Origin of the sequence: Marinobacter sp., assembly GCF_041686475.1 — a bacterium.
Classification (GTDB): Bacteria; Pseudomonadota; Gammaproteobacteria; order Pseudomonadales; family Oleiphilaceae; genus Marinobacter.
This window is the reverse complement of sequence record NZ_JAWLDU010000042.1, coordinates 1-25440: the sequence shown is the minus strand read 5'-3', so window position 1 is coordinate 25440 and position 25440 is coordinate 1. Positions and strand designations below refer to the sequence as shown.

Genomic DNA, 25440 nt, shown 5'->3' with positions numbered 1-25440 from the left:
TGGCACTGGAACAGTACGAGCTCATCCAGCGCACACGGTCACTGGAACAACAGACCAAAAAACAGCACAAGGACCTGGAAACCATCAGCAAACTGACGGCGACCAACCGCAGCCAGCTTGCCATCCTGCTGCACAAGAAAGGCTGGCTGAACCCCCAGCAGATCCAGCAGTTGCACCGGGAAATGCAGAGCCACAAAACTCCGGTGGTCCGTCAGTTGCTGAAACACGAGTGGGTCGATTTCCGCAAGGTCTTTGAAATGCTGCGGGACGACATGCTGTTCGAGGAAATCGATCTGCGCGAATTTCAGCCTGATCCGGCATTGATGTCGCTGGTGCCCCAGAAAATCTGCACCCGCCAGCTGGTATTGCCACTGCGGGTACAGGGCCAGCGACTTCGCCTGGCCATGGTGGATCCGATGGACGTAAACCTGATCGATGAACTTGGGTTCATGACGGGGTACACCATCCATCCGCTGCTGTGCGAAACCACCCAGATGCAGACCAAGCTGACGGAAATTTTCGGCGAAACCAGCGAGCTGGACGATATTGCCACCAAGGTAGGCACCGATGACCCCTATGAGGGCATTGAAATCGTTCTGGATGAAGAGAGCGACAAGGAATCCCTGGAACAGCTGCTGGGAAGCTCCGAGGAGCCACCGGCCATACGCCTGGTCAATGCCATCATTCTGGAAGCCCTGCGCCTGGGAGCCAGCGATATCCACGTTCACCCCCGCACCAAGTCACTGGTGGTGCGCTACCGCATTGACGGCGTGCTGCAGGACAAGATCCACATCCCCACCAACCTGCTGATGTCGGTGGTGTCACGCATCAAGGTGATGGCGGAGCTGGACATTACCGAACGCCGCAAACCCCAGGACGGGCGCATTACCGTCAAAACGCCGATGAAAATCGTCGACCTGCGGATTTCAACCCTGCCCACCATCAACGGCGAGAAAGTGGTTATGCGGGTTCTGGAGCGCCAGTCCTCGGCCCAGTCCCTGGAAGACATGGGCCTGTCGGATCATAACCTTAAGCGTCTGCTGCACGTGGTGGCCAAACCCCAGGGCATTATTCTGGCCACCGGCCCCACCGGCAGCGGCAAGACCACCACCTTGTACGCCCTGCTGCAACACAATGCCACACCGGAACGCAATTACGTCACCATCGAGGACCCGGTGGAGTTCCACGTGGACATGGCGGGCCAGGTACCGGTCAAGGATCGCATCGGCCTTAGCTTCGCCAGCGTACTGAGGGCGATACTGCGCCAGGACCCGGACGTGATCCTGCTGGGAGAAATTCGCGACGAGGAGACCGCCGATGTCGCCTTCCATGCCGCCATGACCGGCCACCTGGTGTACTCCACCCTACACACCAGTTCCGCCGCCGCCACCGTGGCTCGCCTGCTGGACCTCGGCCTGAAGCCATTCGTGCTGGCTTCAACCCTGGAAGCCATCATCGCCCAGCGCCTGGTTCGCCGCATCTGCCCTCATTGCTGCGAGCAGACCGACGCCCCCAGGGAAACGCTGGAACAACTCGGGCCCGAATTCATGGTGCCAGAACTGATTTTTTACCGGGGCAAGGGCTGTGACAAGTGTCATAAGGGCTACAAGGGCCGGGTAGCCATCCACGAGGTGCTTACCATGAATCCGCAACTGCGGATTGCCATCACTGAGGGCGCCAGCGCCATGCAGATTGAATCCATTGCCCGGGAACAGGGTATGCGGGTACTGCTCGACGATGCACTGGAAAAACTCCGCAGCGGACTGACCACTGCTGACGAAATCCTGAGGTTGCTGGGGCCACAGTTGCTGAACGAATGATCGAACACCGCAATCCAGTCATCGTGCGATTCTGCCTGGTGCTGAACCTCGCCATTGCCCTTATTGCCATCGGGCTGGTGATTTTTTTCGATTATTTCTCCCTGAGCGGCAGTGCCAATGGGCGGATTTCGCTATCTCCGGGCGGTGGCCTGGTGTCCGTGCTGATTGGCGCATCACTCTCTGCACTGGTGTTTCGCAGAACCCGGGCAACCACCGCACTGGCAGGCCTGACCACTGTCACTGCACTGGCTCAGGCTGCCCTTCCCCATATTCCGGGCGCAGAATCACTGGCGATACTCGCCATCAGCCTGCCGCTACTGCTGATAGTCCTGCTCACGGAACTGACTCTCCTCGGGGCCATTCATCTGAACAGACGGTGGCTGGCAGGGCTGATAACCGGCCCGATTGTTGTTGCCCTTGGACTCCTGTCACTGCTTTCGTACTGGCATACGCCATTGGCTGGTTCCGGTCTTGGCACTGTTCAGCAGTCAACCATTATTGTCAGCCCACTGGCTATTCTGGTCGGCCTGGTTTTACCTTTCACCCACACCATTCTCCGCCGTGATGTGCCGGATTATTCACCGGCCCTGATACTAGTCGGAGTATTCGGCATAGCGCTGACGACGGTCACCTGGCACGCCATGCGGGTGCAGAACAGCAACAGCCTGCAGGAAAGGGCCGAAGTTCTGGCCGATCAGCTACAAGCCTCCAGCGCCACTGCCTTCAATGATGACCTGGCACTCATTCGCAGACTCGCAGACCGCCAGCAGTTACTGACAGGCGTGCCTGAGGAAACCGAATGGACACGGGAGGTTCAGAGTTACCTGAACGATTTCCCGGAAATCCGTCTGGTGGGCATTCTGAACCCGAACAGAGAGCCAGTCAGCGTTCATTCCCGTGCCGGGCAATATCAGCAGTGGCTGGAGAGTTTTCTGAACACACCGGAAAACCAAAGCTGGCTGGAACATGTGATCCGCACAGGGATTCCCCACCTGAGCCCACCGGAACCGGATGAGACGGGGCGAATGTACGCCCTGATTGCGTCTCCATCAGAGGCAGTGGTCGGGCAAACCTGGATTATCCTCGCCATCATCGATCTGGAACAGGCCTATGGCAGCCTGTTCCAGCATTACGACGGGAATCTGAGCCTGAGGGTCTATTACAGCAGCACCCTGGTTTTCGACCTTTCTCCCGAACCATCCCGGGGCGAACGAATTCCTCTGGCAACACGCAATACCGAAGCGCATCACGACAGCCAGTGGCGCATTGAAGTCTACACGCGGGCAGGGGCACTGCCAGCCAACGTGCTGTTCCTGCCACCCCTGGTGCTGTTCAGCGGGCTGATACTCAGCTTCCTGATGATGCTCAGCCACCTGTTCTGGCAGGAATCGGAACGCCGTTCCCGCAGTCTCCGCAGGCTCAACAGCACAGTGAACGCCCATCTGTCCCGCGAGCGCTCCCTGCGGCATGCCAATGAGCGCATCATGGAGTTTTCCCGAGACATTCTGTGCTCGATCGATTCCCGGGGCCGGTTCATCTCCATCAACCCCGCCGCAGAAGATATCCTGGGCTACCGGCCGGACCAGCTTATCGGTGAACCCTACAATGTCCTGATTCCGGACCTGGACCGGGAAGCCACCGCAGAGGAATTGCGCAAACTCATGGCTGGTGAACGCCGGGTCAGCGATGGAGTCCGCAACCATCTGCGTCATCGGGACGGCCACATTGTAACCATGTCGTGGACGGCGGAATGGTCAGATGAAGACCAGGCCCTGTTTTGCGTGGGACGTGACATGACCGATCAGCTGGTGGCCGAAACCCTGATGCGGGAGCGGGAGCAGTTCTTCTCGTTATCCCCGGACATGTTCTGCATCGTTGACCTGAACAGCCACTTTTTCGAACTCAATAACGCTTTTGTGGATGTGCTTGGCTACGAGCGCGAAGAACTACTGGGCGCCTCCTACATGCAGCTGGTCCACAAAGAGGATCGGGCCAGAGTCGAGGAAGCTGTTGCCTTACTGATAGACGGGAAAACCATCAGAGATCTGCAGGTGCGGGTCATCAACCGGAATCACTCAGAGCACTGGCTGGAGCTCAGTGCCACTCTAAGCTCAGACGACCTGATCTATGTGGCGGCCCGCGATACCACGGAAATCCGCGACACCCAGGAAAAACTGCGGGAAAGTGAGCGACTACTGAAGATTGCCGAGAGGGCAGCCCATATCGGCGGCTGGGTGGTGGATGTAGACACGGGCGAGACCCGCTGGTCACATGCCATGTTCGATATCTTCGAGATGCCGGTTGGTGCAGTGCCGGCCCTTGAAGAGTCGCTGAAGTTCTATACTCCCGAGGGCAGGGAAACCATTACCCATGCCATGAACATGTGCATGCAGACGGGCATCCCCTTCGATGAAGAAATGCAGATCCGCACCCGGCTGGGCCGTTTACGGTGGGTGCGGGCAATCGGACAGGCGGTAAAGGATGAGGATGGCCGGATCGTGCAGATACAGGGCGGTCTGCAGGACATCACCGCCTCACACCAGGCCATGGAGCAGATCCGGCGATTTGCTGAACGCCAGGCCATCATCTTCGAGAGTATCACTGACGCCTTTTATACTCTCGATCGGGACTGGCGATTCACCTATGTCAACCAGCGCTCGGAGGAACTGCTGAAGGAGAGCCGTGATTCGCTTCTTGGCAGCACCCTCTGGGAGATGTTCCCGGCAGCAGAGGATAGCGAGATTGGTCGGCAATACCGACATGCCATGGAGACCGGTGAATCGGTATCATTCGAGGCCCATTACGCGCCTCTGGATGATTGGTTCGAAGTCAGCGCCTACCCTTCAGATGAAGGGCTGGCCGTTTACTATCGCAGCATCAACGAGCGTAAACAGGCACAACAGAAGCTGCAAGAAACCATGGGGGAACTGGAGCGCAGCAACCGCGAGCTTCAGGACTTCGCCTTTGTCGCCTCCCATGACCTCCAGGAGCCCCTGCGCAAAATTCAGGCTTTCTCGGACCGGCTACTGACCCGCTCCGACAACTTTGACCAGCAGGAGCAGGATTACCTGCAGCGGATGCAGTCTGCCGCCAGACGCATGCAGTCGCTGATCCAGGATCTGCTCACCTATTCCCGGGTGACAACCCGCGCAAAGCCATTAACCGTCTGCGACACCAACCGCGTTCTGGCCGAGGTACTGCAGGATATGGAAACGTCGATTGCCCGGGAGAATGCGGTTATCAATGCCAGACCACTGCCGGGCATTACCGGTGACGCCACCCAGATTCGCCAGGTCTTGCAGAATCTGCTGAGCAACGCCGTGAAGTTTCACGAGCCGGGCGAGAAGCCGGAGGTGTGGATCTACCCCGAATACAACTCAGAAGATCACTGGACACTGGTTATCAGTGACAACGGCGTGGGATTTGACAGCCGCTACGCTGAAAAGCTCTTCCAGCCATTCCAGCGGCTTCACAAACAGCCCTTCCCGGGATCCGGGATCGGCCTGGCCATCGTCAAGAAAATACTGGACCGGCACAACGCCACCGTAACCGTTGAGAGCGAAGTCGACCATGGAACGACTTTCCGCATTCACTTTCCAACCAGTAACAGTAAGCAAATGAAAGGAAACGTCAGTGACTGATCCGATACCACCACCGATCATTCTGATTGCCGAGGATGACCCGGACGACCGGCTCATGATGCAGGAAGCGTTTGCGGAACGCTGTATCGAATGTCGAACGTGCTTTGCTCACGATGGCATGCAGCTTATGCGTATCCTGCACGGCGAGGAGCAGCTACGGGATGGCCTCAGCAGGGCATCTTCACGCCCCGACCTTATTCTGCTCGACCTCAACATGCCACTCAAAGACGGCCGGCAGGCATTGCTGGAAATCAAGTCGGACGTCAGGCTGCGGGCAATCCCGACAATCGTCATGACTACCTCGGACAACGAGGATGACGTTCGCTACTGCTACGGCGCAGGTGCCAACGCCTACATAGTCAAACCATCAAGCTACTCAGGACTTCTGGACGTTGTTTCGTCGCTGACGAGCTACTGGACAGCGACGGTGACCCTGCCACGAAGACCGGAACGTTATGACCGAGATTGATCTCCTGCTGCGAATCCTGCTGATTGAAGATGATGAGGATGATTACCTGATCACCCGCGACCTGCTGCAGGACAGCAGCCCCGTGGACACCAGGCTGGACTGGGTGGACTCCTACAGTGAGGGCGTTACCGCGCTTGAGACAGGCGATTACTCGATCGCATTGGTCGATTTCCGCCTGGGCCCGGATTCCGGTATCGACCTCATTCAGGAAGCCCGCGCACAATCCATCTCCACACCCTTCATTCTGCTGACAGGCCAGGGAGACGATGAACTGGATGCTCGCGCGGTGGAGCTGGGAGCCGCAGATTATCTGGTCAAGGGAAGCCTTGATGGCCATACCCTCATCCGCAGCATCCGTTACGCCATCGACCGGGCCATGGCAACGGAAAGCCTGGCGACCAGCGAGAGTCATTACCGCCTGCTGTTCGAGAGCAATCCTGCGCCCATGTACCTAGTGGACCCGGATTCCCAGGCGCTGGTTTCCATGAATGAGGCTGCCCGGGCACTCTACGGGTACAGCAACGAAGACGTACAGGCTCTGACCCTGAACGAGCTCCGGGCTGCTGATTGCGCGCTGCCCAGGCTCTCATCAGAAGGCATTCTGCTAAGGGACGGAGGGGTTCTCAAGAGGCACCAGCGCCGCGACGGCGAGGAAATGATTGTGGAGGTGGTCAGTACCAGCATGACCATCAACCACCGCCCGCTGGAGGTCCAGATGATTACAGATGTGACCTCCCAGGTGGAGAACAGCCAGCAGCTACGGCTTTTCAAGCGCAGTATCGAGTCGAGCTCCAACGGTATCGTCATCACCGATGCCCGGCAGGAGGATCTGCCGGTGATCTACGTCAACAGGGCGTTTGAACGAATGACAGGTTACAGTTCGGAGGAAGTTCTCGGCAAAAACTGCCGTTTTCTGCAGGGTGGTAACTTTGACCTGAGTAATGAACAGGGGCTATCGGAAATAAGGCGGGGGCTGAAAAAAGGTACCGACATCTCCACAGTGCTGAGAAACTACCGCAAGGACGGTACGCCCTTCTGGAATGACCTGTACATCTCGCCAATGCGGGATGAGCAGGGAGAGATCACCCATTACATCGGTGTTCAGAACGACATCTCCGATCGTAAATCAGCAGAGCACGAGCTTGCATTCAATATCAGCCATGATGTGCTCACCGGGCTGCCAAACCGCACCCTTCTGGAAGACCGGCTGAGCCAGGCCTGCCAGTTATCCCGGCGCTACGGCCGGACCATCGCGCTGTTATTCATCGATCTGGACGGTTTCAAGCTGATCAACGACTCCCTCGGCCATCGCCTTGGCGACCAGCTGCTGATCGAAGTGGGCAGGCGCCTGAATGCACTGGTCCGTTCCGGCGACACCGTTGCCCGGATCAGCGGTGACGAGTTCATCATATTGCTGCCGGACCTGGCCCAGGCCGAGGATGCCATTATCATCGTGGAAACCGCCATTCATGAAATTGCCAGGCCCTATCACCTGGATGACGAAACCGTTCATCTCACTGCCAGTGTCGGCATATCCTTTACCGATGGCAACATTGAAAAGCCCATGGCACTGCTGCAACAGGCCGACCTGGCCATGTACCGCGCCAAGCAGCAGGGCCGCAACACCTATCAATGGTACTCTCAGGAATTCAACGAGGAAGCCAGCTACCGGGTTGCGCTGCGCAATGAGCTGCAGGATGCCATCGACCAGGAACAGCTTTCCGTCTACTACCAGCCGCTGATTGATGCCCGTACCGGACAGACCCGCAACATCGAGGCATTGGTTCGCTGGCAACACCCGACCCGGGGGCTGATCTCGCCGGGTGACTTTATTCCCCTGGCGGAAGATACCGGGCAGATCGTCGCGCTGGGCGAATGGGTTCTGAGAAAAGCCTGTCGCGATATGGTGCAGCTCCATTCCCGAGGATTCCGGCATTGTTCGATCTCGGTTAACGTTTCACCAATCCAGCTACGCAAGGAAGGCTTTACCAACACCGTCGTCGATGCGCTCAGGGTTTCCGGCCTTCCGCCGGAATGTCTGGAACTGGAGGTCGTCGAATCCGCCATACTTCTGGATACGGACCTGGTGATCGACACCCTCCACGCCATTCGCGAACTCGGGGTGCACATTGCCATTGACGATTTTGGAACCGGATTTTCCAGCCTCAGTTACATCAAGCTGCTACCCGCCAACAAGATCAAGATCGACCGTTCGTTCATCAAGGATGTCATCGAAAACAGGAGTGATGCCGCGATCACGCAAGGGGTCATTTCAATGGCCCACCACCTTGGCCTGGAGGTGGTCGCAGAAGGCGTAGAAACCGAAGCACACGCCACGTATCTGCGCAAGAATCATTGCGACCTCCTGCAGGGCTTCGCTTTTGCCCGGCCTATGCCATTCGATGAGCTGCTGGCGTTTCTGAATGCTCAGGCGTCGGGAAATACGTCAGGATCCGATTCCGATGACAGCAATGAGCATGAACGCACTCTGTTGTTGCTGGATGATGAGGAAAATATATTGCGGGCACTGACCCGGGTTCTGCGGCGCGATGGTTATCGCATACTGTCCACCACAAGCGTAAAAGAGGCATTCAGCCTGCTGGCATCGCACCAGGTGCAGGTGATTGTCTCGGACCAACGCATGCCGGAGATGTCCGGCACTGACTTTTTGAGCGAGGTAAAAGCCATCCATCCGGACACGGTCCGCATCGTGCTATCAGGGTATACCGACCTCAAGTCAGTCACCGACGCCATCAATGAGGGCGCCATCTACAAGTTCCTGACGAAGCCATGGGACGACCAGCAGATTCGCGAGCATATCCAGCAGGCGTTTCTCTATCACCGGGCCACCGTCAGTTGATCCCGCCCGCAGAGGAATGATCAACACCCTCTGGAGTTGAACACGGATTCGGAGTTAGACTTGGGGATTATGACAATAAGTTAGGAAGCGACAGAGTGCCGAATCTTGTCCGTATCGCACCCGGCGCATTGACCATTGGCAAGCCTTTACCCTGGACGGTCTACGATGCCGACGGCAATGTGCTGTTACGCCAGGGCTATGTAATACACAACGATACCCAACTGGAACAACTATTCGAGCGCGGCCGGTTCAAACCGCGCAAGATAGAACGCCCCCAGGAAGAAGAGAACGAGGATCTCCGCGTTCGCAATCCGTTTTCAGAATACCCGGCGTTGCTGCAGACACTGGAATCGACCATCAATGCCATTGGCGAACGGGATGAGAGTGCACTGAAGCGGGTGCTGAGCCTGTCACGGATCATTGACCAGATGTGCCAGGAGGCCCCGGAAGCCAGCCTGGCACTGGTGCACCTGTATTCCATTGAACCCACCATCCATGAGCAGATTCTGTTCTATGCCGTGCTCTGCCAGTTTACCGCACGCCGGTTCGGGCTTGATGCCAAGCGCACTGCCGTACTGATCAGTGCGGCGCTGACAGCCAACCTGGCACTGGTGCCGGTGGCCGACAAGCTCAATGCTTCGAACCGGGTGCTGACAGACGACCAGCGCGCGGTTATCCGCAAACACCCTGAGCGGAGCATCCAGGCGCTGAAAGACGCCAACATCACCAGCCCGCTATTGCTGAAAATCATCGCCCAGCATCACGAACAGGCAGACGGCTCAGGCTACCCCCAAGGACTCAGTGGCACCGATATCCGGGGAGAGGCGGAAATTCTCGCACTGGCGGAACGCTATATCGCGATGATTACCCGCCGCGCCTACCGTGACCGGATGAACGTTGAGGAGGCCCGCAAACTGATCACTTCGCTGGCCAACGGCAAGTTTCGGCCCGCGATTCCCCGCTCCCTGCTCTCTGTGCTTACCGATTACCCGCCGGGAACACTGGTAAGGCTCGCCAACAACGAGGTCGCCGTTGTGATAAGGCGCCCTCACCGGCATCGGGGGCCATTCGCCAAAGCAATCATCGGTCCGCGGGGGAATCGCTACAGCAGTTCCGTTGACCGTGACTGCAGCCTGCTGGAATTCAACATCAGGGATGTGGAGCAGCCCGAAGTAATGCCTTCCATGGACTTCGGGTTGCTCTGGGGGTTTCGCCAGGAAAACGCCGCTATTTCAGACCGAGAGCTTCAGCATGATGGTCCAGGTGATCATCAATGAACGAGGCGATGAAGAAATAGCTGTGGTCGTATCCCCGATGCATCCGCAGACTTATATGGTGGTGCACCTTTTCACAGGCCTCTGCCAGCGCATCGGGATTCAGCTGGCTGTCCAGAAACTCGTCTGCAGTGCCCTGGTCCACCAGAAGCGGTAACCGCTCTCTGGCAGAAGGGATCAGCAGGGTGGCATCCCACTCCTCCCAGGCCGCCGGATCATCACCCAGATAGCCGCTGAACGCTTTCTGGCCCCAGGGGGATTCGCTGGGATTGGCAATGGGGGCGAACGCGGACACCGATTTGTAGCGCCCCGGGTTCTTCAGTGCAGCAATCAGGGCCCCGTGTCCGCCCATGGAATGGCCACTGATACCGCGCTCTTCCGTCACCGGTAACTGGCCTTCCACCAGTTGCGGCAGTTCCTTGACCACATAATCGTACATCCGGTAGTGGGGCGCCCAGGGCTGACGAGTGGCATTTACGTAAAACCCGGCACCACTGCCGAAATCGTAACTGTCATGCTCACCGGGCAGGTCCAGGCCCCTGGGACTGGTATCCGGGCACACGATGGCCATGCCAAGCCGGGCGGCCTTCTTCTGGGCACCCGCCTTCTGCATGAAATTCTGGTCGGTGCAGGTAAGACCGGACAACCAGTACAGTGCCGGTACCGGGCGCGGGTTGGCGCCCACGGCGGCAGGGGGCAGGTAAACCGCAAACTCCATATCGCAGTCCAGTGCCGCCGAATGGTGCCGGTAGCGACGGTGTTCACCGTCAAAACAGACATTGGTGGAGAGCAGTTCCATGTTCACCTCTGAGTCTATGGACATTTCGCAGTCCGCGGACTACGCGTATTTTGGAACATCTATGCCATAACCGGCTTTGGCCAGCGCCGCAAGAATGGCGGTGCGGGTGACAATGCCGATCAGGCGGCCGTGGTCAACCACCGGATAAACCTTCGGTTTTCCGGCGCCCAGGTTCTGGGCCAGATCCACCACGGCCATTTCAGCAGAAATGGAAATCGGGTTGCGGAACATCACATCATCCACCGTGGGATCGCCCTCGCGATGGTAGTTACTGACCAGCAGGGCATGGATACAGTCCTGTTCGGAGATAAACCCGATTACCCCGCGGTGGTCATCCACCACCGGCAAGCCCGTAACATGGTTGTGGAGCAGCGTTTTAACCACTTTGGTTAATGGCGTACCACAGCGGATGGGCTCAATGTGATTCCACATGACATCAGCTACTTTCAACGATTCCATTGGCAGGCTCCCTGACCAGCAATATTGCGGACACTTTCCCCTATAACCATAGGCAATCAGGGCGAAAACTGGAAGTATAAACCCTGCAACTGCCATCTCATTTCCTGCACCGAAAAACAGTCATTGAGCCTGGCGCGGCCATTGCGCCATTGTTTCAAAACCAATGGCGGCAAATTGTGGTAACAGGGGTTCGGGAAGGTCATGTCCCATTCCCGCGATCATTTCAATTCGGGCATGGGGCATCAGGTAGGCCAGCTGTTCTGCCGCTACTGGCCGCACCAGTGGATCATCCCTGCCGTGGATTACCGATACCGGCACCCGGATACGGCGTGTCGCCGATGACAGACTGCCCGTGGCAAGAATGGCGCGGGTCTGCCTCAGGATTCCCGCCGGATGATAACTGCGCCGGTAATCCCTCACGATCCGGTCCCGCACTTCCTGTTCACGCGGCGGGAACCCCGGGCTCTGGATGGCTTTCCAGAAGTCCAGAGAGCGGGCCACTACCGATGCCTCATCATGCCCTTTCGCACCGATGCCCGCCAGGCGCCAGATAAGCTGCGACCTGGGCATGGGTAAACGCGGGCTGTTGGTGGATGTCATGATCAGAGTCGCTGAGCGCACGCGCTCGGGATGGTTGGCTGCCACCAACTGGCTGATCATACCTCCCATGGACACACCGACCAGATGGGCACTGCCAAGGGCCAGGGCGTCCATTACCTCGCATACGTCGTCAGCCATGTTGTGAAGGGTATAGGGCGCCGGGATTGGCAATCCCATACGATGCCTTGCCATGACTGCAACCGGGTGCCCTTCCAGCCGATCTTTGAGATGGGAAGACAGGCCGATATCCCGGTTATCAAACCGAATAACCCGATAACCTTCGCTGACGTACTCGTCCAGCAAGGCCTCTGGCCAGAGTGTCATCTGCGCCCCGAGGCCCATGACAAAAATGACCGGCTCGCCATCAGGATTACCGCGGGTTTCCACGCAAAAGGAAAGGTTGTCAGCCTGAATATGAAAGCTTTCGGGCATGAATGAGACTCCTGATAAACCAGGCTACAGCTTAACCTGACCGCCGCCGGATCCAATAGCTTTTAGGCACGACAGGGCCTCAGAATCGCGAATTCTTGGTCGCTGATATTTACAGCTGAGAATAAACGTCTAGACTCAACGGGTTATACGCTTACGCGGCGCGGAAACAGTCGGTTTATTCTCGCAGCGGGCGTCTTCAAACCATGGCAAAAAAGGGAGATTCCCATGGAAGCCTTTGAGTCTTTTGTAAGCAGTATTAACGGACTGGTATGGGGCCCACCCATGCTGGTGATGATTCTTGGTGTCGGGCTGTTTCTCAGCATTGGTCTTAAGCTGATGCCGGTATTGAAACTGCGGGCCGGTTTCCGACTGATGTGGAAGGGCCGTACCGGTGCCGAATCCGAAGGTGAGATACCGCCCTTTCAGGCCCTGATGACCGCACTGTCAGCAACGGTTGGCACCGGTAATATCGCCGGTGTTGCAACCGCGGTTTTCCTGGGCGGGCCCGGCGCGCTGTTCTGGATGTGGCTGACAGCGCTGGTGGGTATGGCCACTAAGTACTCCGAAGCGGTGCTGGCAGTGCGTTTCCGTGAAGTGGATGAGCGCGGCGCCCATGTGGGTGGCCCCATGTACTACATCCGCAACGGGTTGGGTAAAAAGTGGGCCTGGCTGGGCGTGTTGTTTGCCGTATTCGCCGCTGTGGCGGCTTTTGGCATAGGGAACACCGTGCAGGCCAACTCCGTCGCGGATGTTCTGGAGTCCAACTTCCAGCTCCCGCACTGGGCAACGGGGCTCATACTGATGGTACTGGTGGGCCTGGTATTGATCGGCGGTATTAAACGCATCGGCCAGGTGGCGAGTGCCCTGGTACCCTTTATGGCCATCGCCTATGTACTGGTGGGCCTGGTGGTACTGGCCATTAATGCCAACCAGCTGCCAAGTGCCATTGCCATGGTATTCACCCATGCCTTCAGCCCGGTGGCTGCCGAGGGAGGCTTTGCAGGCGCTGCCGTATGGGCTGCCATCCGCTTCGGTGTGGCCAGGGGCATTTTCTCCAACGAGGCCGGCCTGGGCTCAGCACCCATCGCCCATGCGGCTGCGCAGACCAAGAGCCCGATCAATCAGGGTATGGTTGCGATGCTGGGCACCTTTATTGACACCATTATCGTGTGCAGTATCACTGGCCTTGTCATCATCAGCTCTGGCGCCTGGACGTCCGGCGAAACCGGCGCCGCTCTGACCTCGCTGGCGTTTGAGACCGGGCTGCCAGGATTCGGCAATTACGTTGTCGCCATTTCCCTGGCAATCTTTGCCTTTACCACTATTATCGGCTGGTCCTTCTATGGCGAGCGATGTATCGAATTCCTGTTCGGTGTGAAAGCCATCGTGCCTTACCGGGTTATCTGGATTCTGGCGATCCCGGTGGGCGCCACCATTAATCTGGGCCTGATCTGGCTGATTGCCGACACCCTCAACGCCATGATGGCACTACCGAACCTGGTGGCCCTGCTGTTACTGAGCCCCGTTGTGTTCAAGCTGACGCGGGAGCATTTCGAAAAAGAACGCTCCGTCGGCACGAGCTGATAGCTGGCAGGTGGCGAAGGGGCGGAATACCTGCCCTTGGTTTTTCCTCCCTTCGTCACCATAGTGTGTTGCATGAAATTATTTTTTGCCGGCGTTCTATCGGGCCGGAATCTGGTAACACCAAAGGAGGACATACCATGAGTTTACGTCTTGGAGATACCGCACCTGATTTTGAACAGGATTCCAGTGAAGGCGTCATTCGTTTCCACGAGTGGCTGGGAGACAACTGGGGCATCCTGTTTTCGCACCCGGCAGACTTTACCCCTGTCTGCACCACCGAACTGGGGCTGACTGCGAAACTGAAGGACGAATTCGCCAAGCGTAACGTCAAGGCCATCGCCCTGAGCGTTGATCCGGTGGATTCTCACAAAGAATGGATCAAGGATATCAACGAGACCCAGGGTTGCTCGGTGAACTTCCCGATCATTGCCGATAAGGACCGCAAGGTATCCGAATTGTATGACATGATTCACCCCGAGGCTGACAGCAGCCTCACAGTTCGCTCACTGTTCTTGATCGACCCGAACAAGAAAGTTCGCCTGACGATCACCTACCCGGCCAGCACCGGTCGTAACTTCAACGAAGTATTGCGGGTAATCGATTCGTTGCAGATGACTGACGAGCACAAGGTGGCCACCCCGGGCAATTGGGAAGCCGGCGACGATGTAGTCATCGTGCCGTCACTTCAGGACGAAGACGAGATCAAGGAACGCTTCCCGAAAGGCTACAAGGCGGTGAAATCCTATCTGCGGATGACGCCGGATCCGCGCTCCAACTGGAGCGGTAACTGATCAAGAATCCTTGATCTGCAGAAACAGAAAAGCCGGGCACGCCCGGCTTTTCTGTTTACAGCCCCATTCAGAATGCCGGAACCACGGCTCCTTCGTAGTTCTCTTCGATGAACTTTTTCACGTCTTCAGACGTCAGGGCATCGGCAAGCTTGCGGATTGCCTCTTCATCAGCACGATCTTCGTGGACCACCAGAATGTTCACGTAGGGTGACTCTGCGCCTTCAATCACCAGCGCGTCATCCGTCGGATTCAGGCCCGCTTCCAGTGCGTAGTTGGTGTTGATCAACGCCAGATCCACCTGGTTCAGGATGCGCGGCAGGGTTGCGGCTTCAAGTTCCTTGAACTCCAGGTTCTTGGGGTTATCGGCAATATCGCGGGGTGTGGCGGTGATCTTGCTGTCATCCTTCAGGGTGATCAGTCCGGCTTCCTGCAGCAGCAACAGGGCGCGGCCGCCGTTGGTCGGGTCGTTGGGGATGGCAACGGTTGCGCCATCTTCAAGCTCTTCCAGCGAGTCGATTTTGCTGGAATAGGCGCCGAAGGGTTCTACGTGAACGCCAGTAACGCTGACCAGGTTGGTGCCTTTGCCATCATTGAACTCATCCAGGTACGGCTGGTGCTGGAAGAAGTTGGCATCCATCCGCTTCTGATCCACTTGTACGTTCGGCTGCACATAATCGGTGAATACTTTCACGTCCAGCTCGACATCCTGTTCTGCCAGTTTCGGCTTTACGAATTCCAGGATTTCAGCGTGGGGTACCGGGGTGGCGGCTACTGACAGTTCTTCAGCGGACACTGCGCCAGAAAACGTTGCGGCCGCAGCCAGAGCTACCAGGGTCTTCTTGAAGTTCATAAGCATGTTCTCCTGTTGTTTAAATAATCATTCAGAACTCGGAAGCCAGCAAAAATTCCGGGCCCGTGGCGGGCAAGCCCTTCCGAAAACGTGGAGCGCCAGGGATGGCGCGACCGAGCCCTACAAGGACGTATTTACGGGCGTTTTTCGGAAGGGCTTGCCCGCCATGGGCCTGCATCCAGGCTGGCCTATCTGCGGCTGAAATATAAGACAAGCCGATCGCCAGCCATTTGCAACAACTGTACGAAAATAACCAGTAACGCGACGGTGATCACCATTACATCGGTCTGGAACCGTTGGTAGCCGAAACGGATGGCCAGGTCGCCCAGGCCACCACCGCCCACGACGCCAGACATCGCAGCGTAAGAAACCAGCGTAATCGCCGTTACGGTAATACCGGCAATGATGCCCGGCAGTGCCTCTGGCAGCAAAGCTCCAAATACGATCTGTTTAACCGTGGCGCCCATCGCCTGAGTGGCTTCGATAATGCCCCGGTCTACCTCCCGCAGGGAGGTCTCCACCAGGCGGGCAAAGAATGGCGCACCACCGGCGACAAGGGGCGGAATTGCTCCGGCCACGCCCAGTGAGGTGCCGATCAGCATGACGGTGAACGGGATCATCACGATCAGCAGGATGATAAAGGGCACCGAGCGTAGCACGTTTACCACAAACGACAGCACTGCATAGGCTAGTGGTTGCTCAAGCAGCTGCCGTTTGCCGAACAGGAACAGCAATACCCCAAGCGGCAGGCCGATCAGGACGCTGAACAGCAGGGACATGCCCACCATCACCAGAGTGTCCCAGCTGGCCCAGCCTATTTCGGTCCAGTCCACGTTAGTGAGCAAACTCTCCATCAGGGTTTCCATCAGCGCAGCACCTCCACGTGGACATCGGCGGCTTTCAGGGCCTGCATGGCGGTATCGAGGTCGCCGCCTACCAGTGACAGGGTCAACTGGCCGTAGGGAGTGTCCTTGATGTGATCAATGCGGCCCGACAGGATACTGAAATCCACGCCGGATTCCCGCGCGACGCTTCCCAACAAGGGCGTGTAGGTGGACTGCCCACGGAAGGTCAGGCGCAGGATTCGTCCCGGTGCCTGCTCCAGGTCCTGCTGCATCTCTTCGCGGTCGATGTTTTCACTCTCGAAGACGAAATCCCGTGTCGTCGGATGTTTCGGGTGCAGGAAGACGTCGCTGACGGCACCCATTTCCACGACTTCGCCGGCATCCATTACCGCTACCCGGTCGCAGACACGGCGTACTACGTCCATCTCGTGTGTGATCAGGACAATGGTCAGGCCCAGTTCGCGGTTGATGTCTGCTAGCAGCTTTAGCACAGACTGGGTGGTTTGCGGGTCCAGGGCACTGGTCGCTTCGTCACACAGCAAAATGGTGGGCCGGCATGCGAGAGCGCGGGCAATACCCACGCGCTGCTTCTGGCCTCCGGAAAGCTGTGACGGGTACTTGTTGGCCTGGTCCGCCAGGCTGACCCGTTTCAACAGTTCGTCCACCCGGTCACGGATTTCCGTGCGGGAATAGATGCCGGCCAACTTCATGGGAAAGGCTATGTTGTCGGCCACGGTTTTCGACGACAGCAGATTGAAATGCTGGAAAATCATGCCCACCTTGCGGCGAAATGCGCGCAGTTCACTGGCGCTGTAGGCGGTGATGTTTTCGTCGTCGATGAGGATGCGGCCGCCTGTCGGAGGTTCCAACAGGTTGATCAGGCGCACGAGGGTGGATTTACCCGCGCCGGAATGGCCAACGATACCGAACACCTCGCCGGTTTCGATGGTCATACTGGTGGCGTGCAACGCGGGGATCGCCCGCCCGCCTACCTGGTAAGACTTTTCTACCTGGTCAAATACAATCACAGCTTAGCCTTGTCAGCGCCTTTTGGGTGCAGCGTTAGAGCGCGCGATTATAAACCAATCCGCCAGCAAACCCGAATCGGCGGCCTTGGTATATCCCCTTACACCATCCACCACCTGACATGGGCCCCATTACTGAACTAAACTCACCCTTCAAAGATACCTTTTAATCCTCCTTTCCGAGGCGCACGATATTTTGACGATAAAAACCGAGACTCCGCCCTCAAGGATGAACTCTACCCAGGCATGGGTGACCTATCTGAGCAAGGTTGAATTGCCGGTATTGGCCAACACGCTCCGCAGAATTGATGAACTTACCGACAGCAGTAACAGCACCGTCAATGAACTGGCCAATGTCATCCTCAATGACGCCCAGCTCACCTCCCAGGTCCTGCGGCTTTCCAACACGGTGTTCTACAACCAGACCCGCACCCAGGTAAGCACCGTGAGCCGTGCCATTACCCTGATCGGTTTTGATGCCGTTAAATCCATGGCCATCTCTTCGTTGATTGTGGACTCCCTGCTCAAACGCAACGACCGCCCCCATCTGCTCCGCTGCCTGGCCCGGGCCATTCACGCTGCCGTTCAGGCCCGGTGCCTGCTGCCAAGGCGCAACGAGCACGCGCTGGAGGAGGTTTTCATCGGTGCGTTGCTGATGAATATCGGCGAACTGGCCTTCTGGTCTTGTGAAACCGACCAGGCCAGTGAACTGGAAGCGAAACTCCATAACGGGGAGCCGCCAGTGGAGGCTCAGAAGGCCGTATTGCACACTACGTTTACCGAGATCACCCGGGGCCTGGTTGAGGCCTGGTCCCTGGGCCCTTTCATCAGGGAAGTGGTCGCTCCGGGCCAGGCCAATTCAAAAGCGGCCAGCCTGGTACGCCATTCCGTTGAGATGGCGAAGCTGTCCGAGAACGGATGGCACGGCAAGGAAATGGAATCGATGGTGGAGGCGCTGGGCGCCGACATCGGTGAAAACCCGGCTGCCGTCCGGGATCAGCTCAAGCTCAATGCCGGTGAGGCCGCCCGGGTGGCGGTATCGCTGGGCATACCCCAGGTCACCGCGCTGATGCCCGGCAGCCAATCGGACAGTGGCGAGGAGGCAGCGCATGCTCCCGAGGTAGACCCGGTTCTGCAACTCCAGATTCTGAGAGACCTGACACACAGCCTGACCGACAAGCCGGATATCAACGAAATCTGTCAGCTGGTCATCGAGGGCATACACCGGGCTGTGGGAATGCAACGGGTTGTGTTACTGATGAGCGACCGCAGCGGGTTGCAGCTCATTCCCCGCAAAATGGGGGGAAAAGGTACTGAAAGCTGGAAAGAAAACTTCACCATACGAAAGGATGGCACAGGTCCCCTGGGCACACTGTTGCCCCATGCCAGCTGTCATGTGTACCAGCCCGAACCAGGGACGAAGGCCGTCACCTATGATCGATGGCTTGGCAATGTCCCGGCGCTAGTCGGCCCCCTGAAAGCAAAAGGCCGGATTATAGGCATATTTTACGCAGACAATGCAGCAGCCGACTACGTGCCGTCGGACGATCAGCTATCAGCGTTCGGTCATTTCGTCCAGAATGCCCAGCTGTGCATTACGCTGCTGTCCAGTAGCTGATCAGTGCAGGGCCCGAAGCTGTCGCGGATACAACGCCGCACTGACTTCAGGCTCTTCCAGCAGATCTGCCAGCTCCATATCCACTTCGGTTTCCTGACCTTCGTCCGGCAGTGGCTCAAACAGGGTGTTGAGCCATGACGTAACCGAAGGCGCCTCGTCGCGGCCGTACTCGGTAGACAGCGCCTTGATCCGGCGGAAGCCGATGATCCTCTGGTGCTTGGGATCACGGATCTGCTCAAAGCCGCGCCAGTAAATCCGGTCGCGGGTATGCAGTTGCACAAACAGCGTGTCAATGGGCTCGGCCGGGTCTTCACCCCGCACCGGTTCATCATCGGTATCTTCTACAGCGCTGGCGTGCTCTGACCCTGCATCAGCTTTCGCCGGCTTTTTGTTGCGGATGGTGGTCCACGCCGGATAGAGCACGGCCACCGCGTCGGCTTCCACATGCTCTCGGGCGGCGCGGAGGATCAGTCCCCAGCGGGCCTTGTCGGCATCGGTTTCAAGAGAGTTAATGGGCAAGTCGTAGCTTTGTTCACTGGACAGAACGATGGCCATCATCGGGGCATCAAGTTCCCCCATGGCCTCGGCCTGTGCTACAGACACCAGTTCGTCGATTGCCATCGGTTGGTTCATAATACGCTCGCCTCCTCGATGCCATCAGGGTCGTTCAGGGAGAAAGGGTTCTCCCTGACTCACAGCATAGCCTGTTACTGCCTCAAAGATAAACGTGGATGCGGTGATCGCGGATCACAATACGTCATTTATTGTTTCAAAGCGTAGCCTCAGGCCATCGCCTCCAGCCCCTCGTAACGACCAAACCAGGGACTGGCTTCTTCCAGTTGTGCCGCAAGTTGCAGCAGCGTGCCTTCGTGACCATGAGGCGCTCCGAACTGAACCCCGACTGGCAGGCCGGAGGCTGTCCAGTGCATGGGCACTGACATGGCCGGTGTTCCGGTCAGATTCGCCAGTTGGGTAAAGGGCGTGCGGGCCAGACTCTCCAGAGCCATCTGGTCGACCTGCCCGCTGCGATGCACCAGTTTACCAGCCTTGAGCATCAGCATCAGGCGTGCTGCCACCTGAAGGTGACCAGGAGTATCCAGCTCACCAATTCTGGCCGGCAGTTGTCCAGCCGTGGGGCACAAGTACATGTCGTAGCCCTGAAAGAATGCTCCGAGCGCACGGGCAAAGTCGTTCCACTGCTGGCGCCGACGAACATAATCCGGCAGTGGCATGGTTCTGCCGAGCATGGCAAGCAGCCGGGTATCCAGCTCAAAGTCTTCATCCCGGGCACCGAACTCGGCCTTTGCCCTGTCCATCAGTGTCGATACTTCACCGAAATAGATGCCCAGATAACAACGGGCCAGCGCCATGCCGTCAAACTCCGGACGGGCGTATTCCACCCGGTGCCCCAGCGCCTCAAGCACCCGGGCGGTGTCCTCAACAGCATCCACGCACTCTCTTGCCACGTCGGTATCATACGGCGAGGACGTAAACACACCGATCCTCAGGCGGCGGGGCGCCTGCTGCATCAATTCTGCATAGGGGGCTGTCGGGGGTGCGATTATAAACGGGTCCCCGACAGCGGGACCCGACAGCACGTCGAGCATGGCCGCACTGTCGCGCACGGTACGCGTCACCACATGGTCGGTTGAGGCACCGGTCCAGGCCTCTCCTGTGAATGGACCGGAGGAAATCCGGCCACGGGAGGGCTTGAGCCCGAACAAACCGTTATAGGCCGCCGGAATACGTATGGATCCGCCACCATCATTGGCACCTGCCATGGGTACGACCCCTGCAGCCACCGCCGCCCCGGAGCCACCGCTTGACCCACCGGGCGTGAGGTCGGTGTTCCAGGGATTGCGCGATGCCCCCCAGAGTTTTGACTCGGTGACCGCCTTCAACCCGAACTCCGGAGTAGCGGTACGGCCAAGAAACACCAGACCACCGGAACGGGCACGCCGAACATATTCCGAATCCTTTGGCGCGACGTTGTTTTTCAGGCCGTGGCTGCCAAATGTGCAGGGGTGACCCTGTTGTTCCTGGGACAGATCTTTTAGCAGCATGGGAACGCCGGAAAATGTACCATCAGGTTGATAAGCCTGGCCCAGCGCTTCAGAGAACTGTGGGTAGCAGATGGCGTTGAGCTTGCCGTTCACAGCTGCCGCGCGCTCAATGGCAGCCTCACAGACTTCCCGGGCTGACACTTCCTTGCGGCGAATCAGGTCGGCAAGCGCTACCGCATCGTACCGGAGGTATTCGGATTGCTTCATGATCGATTCCGTTTGTTATTCTGAATTCTGGAGATTGAGGGAACTATCGCTTATGAACAAGAGTCCCAGGCGTCGTTTCACAGCTGTCGCTTTCATGGTTACATTCATTATCGCTCCAAATCTGTGCGCCAGCGAACAACCTCCCGAGCCGGCGGAGAACTGGACGAGTATCGTCCGCAGCTCACCCTACTGGGTAAGCCAGGGGGTCTACGAAAACATGACTACCATCCGCCACTGGGTATTGAAAGAGTCCGGATATTGCTCTGATACGAACCGGCATATTCTGTTTGACATGCGTGGTCAGTTCCTTGGCTATATTGAGGATGGGAACCGTCGCGAAGTGACCCAGGAGCGCCTGAACGACACCCGGCGCCGTCTCGCCGCCAGCGGCCGTGCGGATAGCTGGGCAGAGGGCGGCGCGGGAACAACCGGCTATCCTTTTGCCCTGGCCTGCAACCAGCCCCACGTCAATCTGGACGAAGCCGTGGCCCGCTATCTCGGCACCCTTCCCACCGAGCTTATCTGGGGTGCCTGGGATGACCTTGCATTTGCCAGCCAGGAGAAACCCGAACCCCTCCACGATGCACTGATGTATGTCTATGACACACGCCTGCAACAGCAACGAAACAGCTTGCCGGCCACTCTGCCCAAATACCTCGCCGGTCAGGTACTGATTGAAAGCAGCGGCCAGCAACGGGCTCATTCTGCCGCCGATGCAAAAGGTATCCTGCAGCTGTCGCCTTCGGCACTCAATGATTGTCAGATCAAACCCGCCAACCACTGGCACAGACTGGCCCAGATCGACTGTGCCCTGAGGTTGATGAGCCAGAATGCCCGCAACCTGGAAGAGCCGTTCAATCAGCGTTTCGGGCATCTGCCCGAAGACAAACGTGACCAGCTGTTTACCCTGCTGCTGGTACAGGCCTACCACGGCGGTGCGGGCCGGGTAAGAGCACTGCTGAACGATGAAACCCTGTCGAAACCCGCTGCCTATTTTGCCGGGCAGCACGAGAATTTCAGCGCCGGCGATATCGCTTTCGGAATGGTGTTTCACAACCTGGGACGAGATCGCTTCGGCCTGGCTTCGCTGTATTATGTGGCGGACGTTCAACTGGCCACGCAGGCGCTGTGCAGAACAGCACGCCTTGGCGACACGGCTTTCTGCCAATAGCAACGGGAGCACCTGTTGGAACTGACCCTGATACCCGAAGGCCTGACCGCCACTACCGCGGCCATTCTGTTACTGTCTTCCGTCATAACCTCAATGATCACCGCCAGCCTCGGAGCTGGTGGTGGCGTTCTGTTACTGGTGCTGATGGCGTTCTGGATTCCGCCAGCGGCGATCATCCCCGTGCACGGCATGATCCAGCTTGGTTCCAACGCCGGACGGGCAAGCCTCACCTGGCGCCACACCGACTGGAAAGCCATCGCCGCTTTCGCACCCGGCGTGCTGGTGGGCGCAGCCCTGGGTGCCTGGGTGCTGGTCGATCTGCCAACCTATCTCTGGCAACTGACCATTGGCGTGTTTGTGCTTTACCTCTGTTGGGGGCCGGCTCTGCCCCGGGGCGTATTTGGCAGTACCGGGATATTTCTGGCCTCGGGCCTTACCAGCTTCGTGTCCCTGTTCGTGGGCGCAACCGGCCCGCTGGTCGCTTCCTTCATCAAGCAGATGCACAGCGACCGCTTTGCCACCGTGGCCACCTTTGCCACAGCCATGACGCTCCAGCATGCTCCAAAAGCACTGGTTTTCGGGCTTGCCGGTTTCATGTTCCGGGAATGGGTGCTGTTCATCCTGGCAATGATTGCTTTCGGTTTCGCAGGCACCTGGCTGGGGCTTCATGTACTCAGGTCCATGAGTAACCGGCACTTCGCCCGCATCTTCAACATTCTGCTGACGCTGCTGGCCTTGCGGCTGCTATGGCAGGCCGGAGGCTCTGCGGGCTGGTGGTAACGCCGGCTTCGACCTGTGATCAGGCCAGACTCTCCTGTGGAGGTAGGGGGACCGTTAACACCTGATTACGGCCACCGGCCTTTTCCTGGGGCGTTACCATGCTTGCAAATTCAATGATAATCGTTATTATTTAGATCTATTTTATTAATTGAGGTTCTCAGATGTCAGAATCACTGCTCGCCGACGCCACAGGAATAAGTACCGGCCCGGTCAGTCAGCTGATGGCGATGGGCGGCCCGGTAATGATGGTTTTGCTGGCCATTGCAGTAGCGGGCATCGTCACCTTTGTTTACCTCATGTTGTATGGCGCTTTTTTTGCGCCCAGATTCACCACGAAACTTAAAAACGGCATTAAGGTTTGGCAACAGAAGCCGGTCAGGGAGGTGCCGGATCAGCTGCAACAGACGACCAGCCGTTATAGCCGTCTGAATCCGCTGCATCATCTGATAACCAACACCATGCACTCCCGCCTGCAAGGCTCTGATCCACAACAGATACGGGAATTCGTCGCCAGAGATGCCCATACCGCCCTGGAGCCGTTCGAGGCGCCACTCAAGATCATTGAGGTGATCGCCGCACTGGCGCCGCTACTGGGCCTGCTGGGCACAGTAATGGGTATGATGGAGGCCTTCAGCGCCATGGCCGCCACCGAAGGGCGGGCCAACGCTTCCCAGCTGAGCGGAGGCATATACGAGGCCCTCACCACAACCGCCGCGGGCCTGGTTATTGCCATCCCGTTCGCCGCCCTTGCCGCCTGGATTGAATTCCGTCTCAGACGAATCCAGAAAACCATCAATGGCGCCCTGGTTTCGGTAATGGCGGTGCCGATAGCAACGGCCGACAGCCAGGATGCTCCGGAAAGCGTCGCGGCCACAGCGGATGATTCCGATACAGACCGTCGTTTCGCGGAGTATTCCGTCACCGGACAGCAGGGCCGGCTGGCCAATGCAACTGGTTGAACCCAGACCGGCACGGCCGGTTCCCATCCGTATTACTCCGCTGATCGATGTTGTTTTTATCCTGCTCGTGTTCTTCATGCTCACCAGTCGCTTGCTGCCCGTCAGTTTCATGGAACTGAGCAACAGCACCGGCGATACCAGCCCGGTCACTGGCGAACCCGTGCCGGAAGTAACGGTTGAGCGAGACGGCCAGGCAACCTGGCAGGGAGAAACGTACGATATCGAGGCGCTCGTGGGCGAACTGAAGGCCAGTGGCATTGGGGAAATCAACCTGGTAACCGCATCAGCCACACGCCTGACAGATTTTACCACCGCCTACAGCCAGTTTTCGGACAGCGGCATTACCACCCACTGGAAACGCTCATCATCGCCCGCGGAGCAACCATGAGCGATCTTGTACCACCACCGGTGACATCCGGTAAGTCCCTTATGGAGCGGTTGGAAGATGCCTTGCTGCCGCTCATCAACCTGGTGTTCCTGTTGCTGATGTTTTTCATCGTGGCGGGTCAGCTTTCCGATACGCCACTACCGGACCTTCCCGGCACCACGGATCAGGCGGGCAACGAGCAACCCCATGCAGATCTGGTTGTAACTGCCGACGGGGAGTGGCGGGTCGATGGACAGCCCTTCAGTGCGGAGGGCCTTCCGGACGCGTTACCGGCTCCGGATAACGAATCTCCCCTTAAAATTGCCGCCGGGCAGGAAACCGCCATGGATGACCTGGAAGCCTTGCTTCAGGTGCTTGAGGACATCGGCTACGGGGAAGTCATGCTGCTGACGGAGCCTGCCAGCTGATGGGTGCCAGCAGAACTGTTCGAATACTCTTACTGAGCATTGCCGTTATCATTACCGCCACAGCCCTGGTAATCGCGGCGCCGGACCGGGTGCCCGAACTGAAACCGCTGGGCGAGTCAGCTGTCAACTCAGCGCCGGCAGTCCGGATATCACTGGCAGGTGCAAGGAAACCCACGGAACCCGAAAAAACGGAACCAGAGGCTCAGGAGCAAAAACCGGAGCCGGAACCTGAGCCCGAACCGGAACCCGAGCCAGAACCGGAGCCTGAGCCTGAGCCTGAGCCTGAGCCTGAGCCTGAGCCTGAGCCTGAGCCTGAGCCTGAGCCTGAGCCTGAGCCTGAGCCTGAAGTAGTCGAGCAGGTTGCCGAGGCCAATACAACCGAAAGCGAGAACAGTTCA

General features: G+C 57.9%; 21 protein-coding genes and 1 pseudogene. 14 read left to right on the top strand and 8 right to left on the bottom strand.

Annotation, left to right across the window (positions count from 1 at the left end; all coding sequences use genetic code 11):
* From ACESMB_RS10760 to ACESMB_RS10740, 5 genes are all read left to right on the top strand, one after another.
* Nucleotides 1–1820 (top strand): GspE/PulE family protein (locus ACESMB_RS10760; protein WP_372971522.1); only part of this gene is annotated, 1820 nt, incomplete at its 5' end.
* A complete protein-coding gene (locus ACESMB_RS10755) occupies nucleotides 1817–5461 on the top strand; it encodes a PAS domain S-box protein (protein WP_372971521.1) in 3645 nt (1214 codons plus the stop codon). The genes ACESMB_RS10760 and ACESMB_RS10755, both read left to right, overlap by 4 nt.
* Nucleotides 5454–5930, top strand: coding sequence for a response regulator (locus ACESMB_RS10750; RefSeq protein ID WP_372971520.1), 477 nt, complete (start codon nucleotides 5454–5456; stop codon nucleotides 5928–5930). Before ACESMB_RS10755 ends, ACESMB_RS10750 begins: the two co-directional genes overlap by 8 nt.
* Nucleotides 5917–8790, top strand: coding sequence for an EAL domain-containing protein (locus ACESMB_RS10745; protein ID WP_372971519.1), 2874 nt, complete (start codon nucleotides 5917–5919; stop codon nucleotides 8788–8790). The genes ACESMB_RS10750 and ACESMB_RS10745 overlap by 14 nt, the downstream gene beginning before the upstream one ends.
* Nucleotides 8791–8885: 95 nt before the next feature.
* Entirely contained in the window at nucleotides 8886–10067 is a 1182-nt protein-coding gene (locus ACESMB_RS10740) for an HD-GYP domain-containing protein (RefSeq protein ID WP_372926326.1), read from the top strand.
* Here ACESMB_RS10740 and fghA read toward each other — a convergent pair.
* The 3 genes from fghA to ACESMB_RS10725 form a co-directional block, all read right to left on the bottom strand.
* The gene (gene fghA / locus ACESMB_RS10735) at nucleotides 10018–10863 is read right to left on the bottom strand and encodes an S-formylglutathione hydrolase (RefSeq protein WP_372926342.1); all 846 of its coding nucleotides are present in this window, start codon (nucleotides 10861–10863) and stop codon (nucleotides 10018–10020) included. The two genes, ACESMB_RS10740 and fghA, sit on opposite strands and share 50 nt — an antisense overlap.
* A gap of 39 nt (nucleotides 10864–10902) precedes the next feature.
* On the bottom strand, nucleotides 10903–11322 hold the full coding sequence (locus ACESMB_RS10730; protein WP_372971518.1) for a CBS domain-containing protein: 420 nt from the start codon (nucleotides 11320–11322) through the stop codon (nucleotides 10903–10905).
* A 120-nt stretch (nucleotides 11323–11442) separates the two neighbouring features.
* Nucleotides 11443–12354 carry an alpha/beta fold hydrolase gene (locus ACESMB_RS10725; protein WP_372926328.1) on the bottom strand — a complete coding sequence of 304 codons (912 nt, stop codon included), beginning with the start codon at nucleotides 12352–12354 and terminating at the stop codon, nucleotides 11443–11445.
* A gap of 225 nt (nucleotides 12355–12579) precedes the next feature.
* Between ACESMB_RS10725 and ACESMB_RS10720 the strand changes: the two genes are divergently transcribed.
* Both ACESMB_RS10720 and ACESMB_RS10715 read left to right on the top strand, forming a co-directional pair.
* The gene (locus ACESMB_RS10720) at nucleotides 12580–13938 is read left to right on the top strand and encodes an alanine/glycine:cation symporter family protein (RefSeq protein WP_372971517.1); all 1359 of its coding nucleotides are present in this window, start codon (nucleotides 12580–12582) and stop codon (nucleotides 13936–13938) included.
* 137 nt (nucleotides 13939–14075) lie between these two features.
* Nucleotides 14076–14729 (top strand): peroxiredoxin, encoded by a 654-nt coding sequence (locus ACESMB_RS10715; RefSeq protein WP_372926330.1) that lies wholly within the window; start codon nucleotides 14076–14078, stop codon nucleotides 14727–14729.
* Between the two features lie 67 nt (nucleotides 14730–14796).
* Here ACESMB_RS10715 and ACESMB_RS10710 read toward each other — a convergent pair whose 3' ends face one another.
* The 3 genes from ACESMB_RS10710 to ACESMB_RS10700 all read right to left on the bottom strand — a co-directional run bounded on the left by ACESMB_RS10710 (nucleotide 14797) and on the right by ACESMB_RS10700 (nucleotide 17452).
* Nucleotides 14797–15579 (bottom strand): MetQ/NlpA family ABC transporter substrate-binding protein, encoded by a 783-nt coding sequence (locus tag ACESMB_RS10710; RefSeq protein ID WP_372926331.1) that lies wholly within the window; start codon nucleotides 15577–15579, stop codon nucleotides 14797–14799.
* A 188-nt stretch (nucleotides 15580–15767) separates the two neighbouring features.
* Nucleotides 15768–16445, bottom strand: a complete 678-nt coding sequence (locus ACESMB_RS10705) for a methionine ABC transporter permease (RefSeq protein WP_372926332.1) — start codon at nucleotides 16443–16445, stop codon at nucleotides 15768–15770.
* Nucleotides 16445–17452: a methionine ABC transporter ATP-binding protein gene (locus ACESMB_RS10700; RefSeq protein ID WP_372926333.1), complete on the bottom strand. Its 1008-nt coding sequence runs from the start codon at nucleotides 17450–17452 to the stop codon at nucleotides 16445–16447. The genes ACESMB_RS10705 and ACESMB_RS10700 overlap by 1 nt, the downstream gene beginning before the upstream one ends.
* A gap of 226 nt (nucleotides 17453–17678) precedes the next feature.
* Here ACESMB_RS10700 and ACESMB_RS10695 point away from each other — a divergent pair, with 226 nt between their 5' ends.
* Nucleotides 17679–19067 carry an HDOD domain-containing protein gene (locus tag ACESMB_RS10695; protein ID WP_372971516.1) on the top strand — a complete coding sequence of 463 codons (1389 nt, stop codon included), beginning with the start codon at nucleotides 17679–17681 and terminating at the stop codon, nucleotides 19065–19067.
* Here ACESMB_RS10695 and ACESMB_RS10690 read toward each other — a convergent pair whose 3' ends face one another.
* A complete protein-coding gene (locus tag ACESMB_RS10690; RefSeq protein WP_372926335.1) occupies nucleotides 19068–19700 on the bottom strand; it encodes a hypothetical protein in 633 nt (210 codons plus the stop codon).
* A 149-nt stretch (nucleotides 19701–19849) separates the two neighbouring features.
* Nucleotides 19850–21337 (bottom strand): amidase, encoded by a 1488-nt coding sequence (locus ACESMB_RS10685; RefSeq protein ID WP_372926336.1) that lies wholly within the window; start codon nucleotides 21335–21337, stop codon nucleotides 19850–19852.
* Nucleotides 21338–21431: 94 nt separating this feature from the next.
* Between ACESMB_RS10685 and ACESMB_RS10680 the strand changes: the two genes are divergently transcribed.
* The 6 genes and pseudogenes from ACESMB_RS10680 to ACESMB_RS10655 form a co-directional block, all read left to right on the top strand.
* Nucleotides 21432–22508 carry a hypothetical protein gene (locus ACESMB_RS10680; protein WP_372971515.1) on the top strand — a complete coding sequence of 359 codons (1077 nt, stop codon included), beginning with the start codon at nucleotides 21432–21434 and terminating at the stop codon, nucleotides 22506–22508.
* A gap of 15 nt (nucleotides 22509–22523) precedes the next feature.
* Nucleotides 22524–23288, top strand: coding sequence for a TSUP family transporter (locus ACESMB_RS10675; protein WP_372926338.1), 765 nt, complete (start codon nucleotides 22524–22526; stop codon nucleotides 23286–23288).
* Between the two features lie 161 nt (nucleotides 23289–23449).
* Nucleotides 23450–24247 carry a MotA/TolQ/ExbB proton channel family protein gene (locus ACESMB_RS10670; RefSeq protein ID WP_372971514.1) on the top strand — a complete coding sequence of 266 codons (798 nt, stop codon included), beginning with the start codon at nucleotides 23450–23452 and terminating at the stop codon, nucleotides 24245–24247.
* Entirely contained in the window at nucleotides 24234–24635 is a 402-nt protein-coding gene (locus ACESMB_RS10665) for an ExbD/TolR family protein (RefSeq protein WP_372926340.1), read from the top strand. Before ACESMB_RS10670 ends, ACESMB_RS10665 begins: the two co-directional genes overlap by 14 nt.
* A complete protein-coding gene (locus tag ACESMB_RS10660; RefSeq protein WP_372926341.1) occupies nucleotides 24632–25042 on the top strand; it encodes an ExbD/TolR family protein in 411 nt (136 codons plus the stop codon). The genes ACESMB_RS10665 and ACESMB_RS10660 overlap by 4 nt, the downstream gene beginning before the upstream one ends.
* A pseudogene (locus ACESMB_RS10655) lies at nucleotides 25042–25440 on the top strand (energy transducer TonB); the annotation flags it as partial. The gene ACESMB_RS10660 and the pseudogene ACESMB_RS10655, both read left to right, overlap by 1 nt.

What these genes read in the sequence shown, in the direction of transcription:
- ACESMB_RS10755 (WP_372971521.1), top strand. Translation starts at nt 1,817, where the DNA reads ATGATCGAACACCGCAATCCAGTCATCGTGCGATTCTGCCTGGTGCTG.
- ACESMB_RS10745 (WP_372971519.1), top strand. Translation starts at nt 5,917, where the DNA reads ATGACCGAGATTGATCTCCTGCTGCGAATCCTGCTGATTGAAGATGAT.
- fghA (WP_372926342.1), bottom strand. Translation starts at nt 10,863, where the DNA reads ATGGAACTGCTCTCCACCAATGTCTGTTTTGACGGTGAACACCGTCGC.
- ACESMB_RS10730 (WP_372971518.1), bottom strand. Translation starts at nt 11,322, where the DNA reads ATGGAATCGTTGAAAGTAGCTGATGTCATGTGGAATCACATTGAGCCC.
- ACESMB_RS10725 (WP_372926328.1), bottom strand. Translation starts at nt 12,354, where the DNA reads ATGCCCGAAAGCTTTCATATTCAGGCTGACAACCTTTCCTTTTGCGTG.
- ACESMB_RS10720 (WP_372971517.1), top strand. Translation starts at nt 12,580, where the DNA reads ATGGAAGCCTTTGAGTCTTTTGTAAGCAGTATTAACGGACTGGTATGG.
- ACESMB_RS10715 (WP_372926330.1), top strand. Translation starts at nt 14,076, where the DNA reads ATGAGTTTACGTCTTGGAGATACCGCACCTGATTTTGAACAGGATTCC.
- ACESMB_RS10710 (WP_372926331.1), bottom strand. Translation starts at nt 15,579, where the DNA reads ATGAACTTCAAGAAGACCCTGGTAGCTCTGGCTGCGGCCGCAACGTTT.
- ACESMB_RS10705 (WP_372926332.1), bottom strand. Translation starts at nt 16,445, where the DNA reads ATGGAAACCCTGATGGAGAGTTTGCTCACTAACGTGGACTGGACCGAA.
- ACESMB_RS10695 (WP_372971516.1), top strand. Translation starts at nt 17,679, where the DNA reads ATGAACTCTACCCAGGCATGGGTGACCTATCTGAGCAAGGTTGAATTG.
- ACESMB_RS10690 (WP_372926335.1), bottom strand. Translation starts at nt 19,700, where the DNA reads ATGAACCAACCGATGGCAATCGACGAACTGGTGTCTGTAGCACAGGCC.
- ACESMB_RS10685 (WP_372926336.1), bottom strand. Translation starts at nt 21,337, where the DNA reads ATGAAGCAATCCGAATACCTCCGGTACGATGCGGTAGCGCTTGCCGAC.
- ACESMB_RS10680 (WP_372971515.1), top strand. Translation starts at nt 21,432, where the DNA reads ATGGTTACATTCATTATCGCTCCAAATCTGTGCGCCAGCGAACAACCT.
- ACESMB_RS10670 (WP_372971514.1), top strand. Translation starts at nt 23,450, where the DNA reads ATGTCAGAATCACTGCTCGCCGACGCCACAGGAATAAGTACCGGCCCG.
- ACESMB_RS10665 (WP_372926340.1), top strand. Translation starts at nt 24,234, where the DNA reads ATGCAACTGGTTGAACCCAGACCGGCACGGCCGGTTCCCATCCGTATT.
- ACESMB_RS10660 (WP_372926341.1), top strand. Translation starts at nt 24,632, where the DNA reads ATGAGCGATCTTGTACCACCACCGGTGACATCCGGTAAGTCCCTTATG.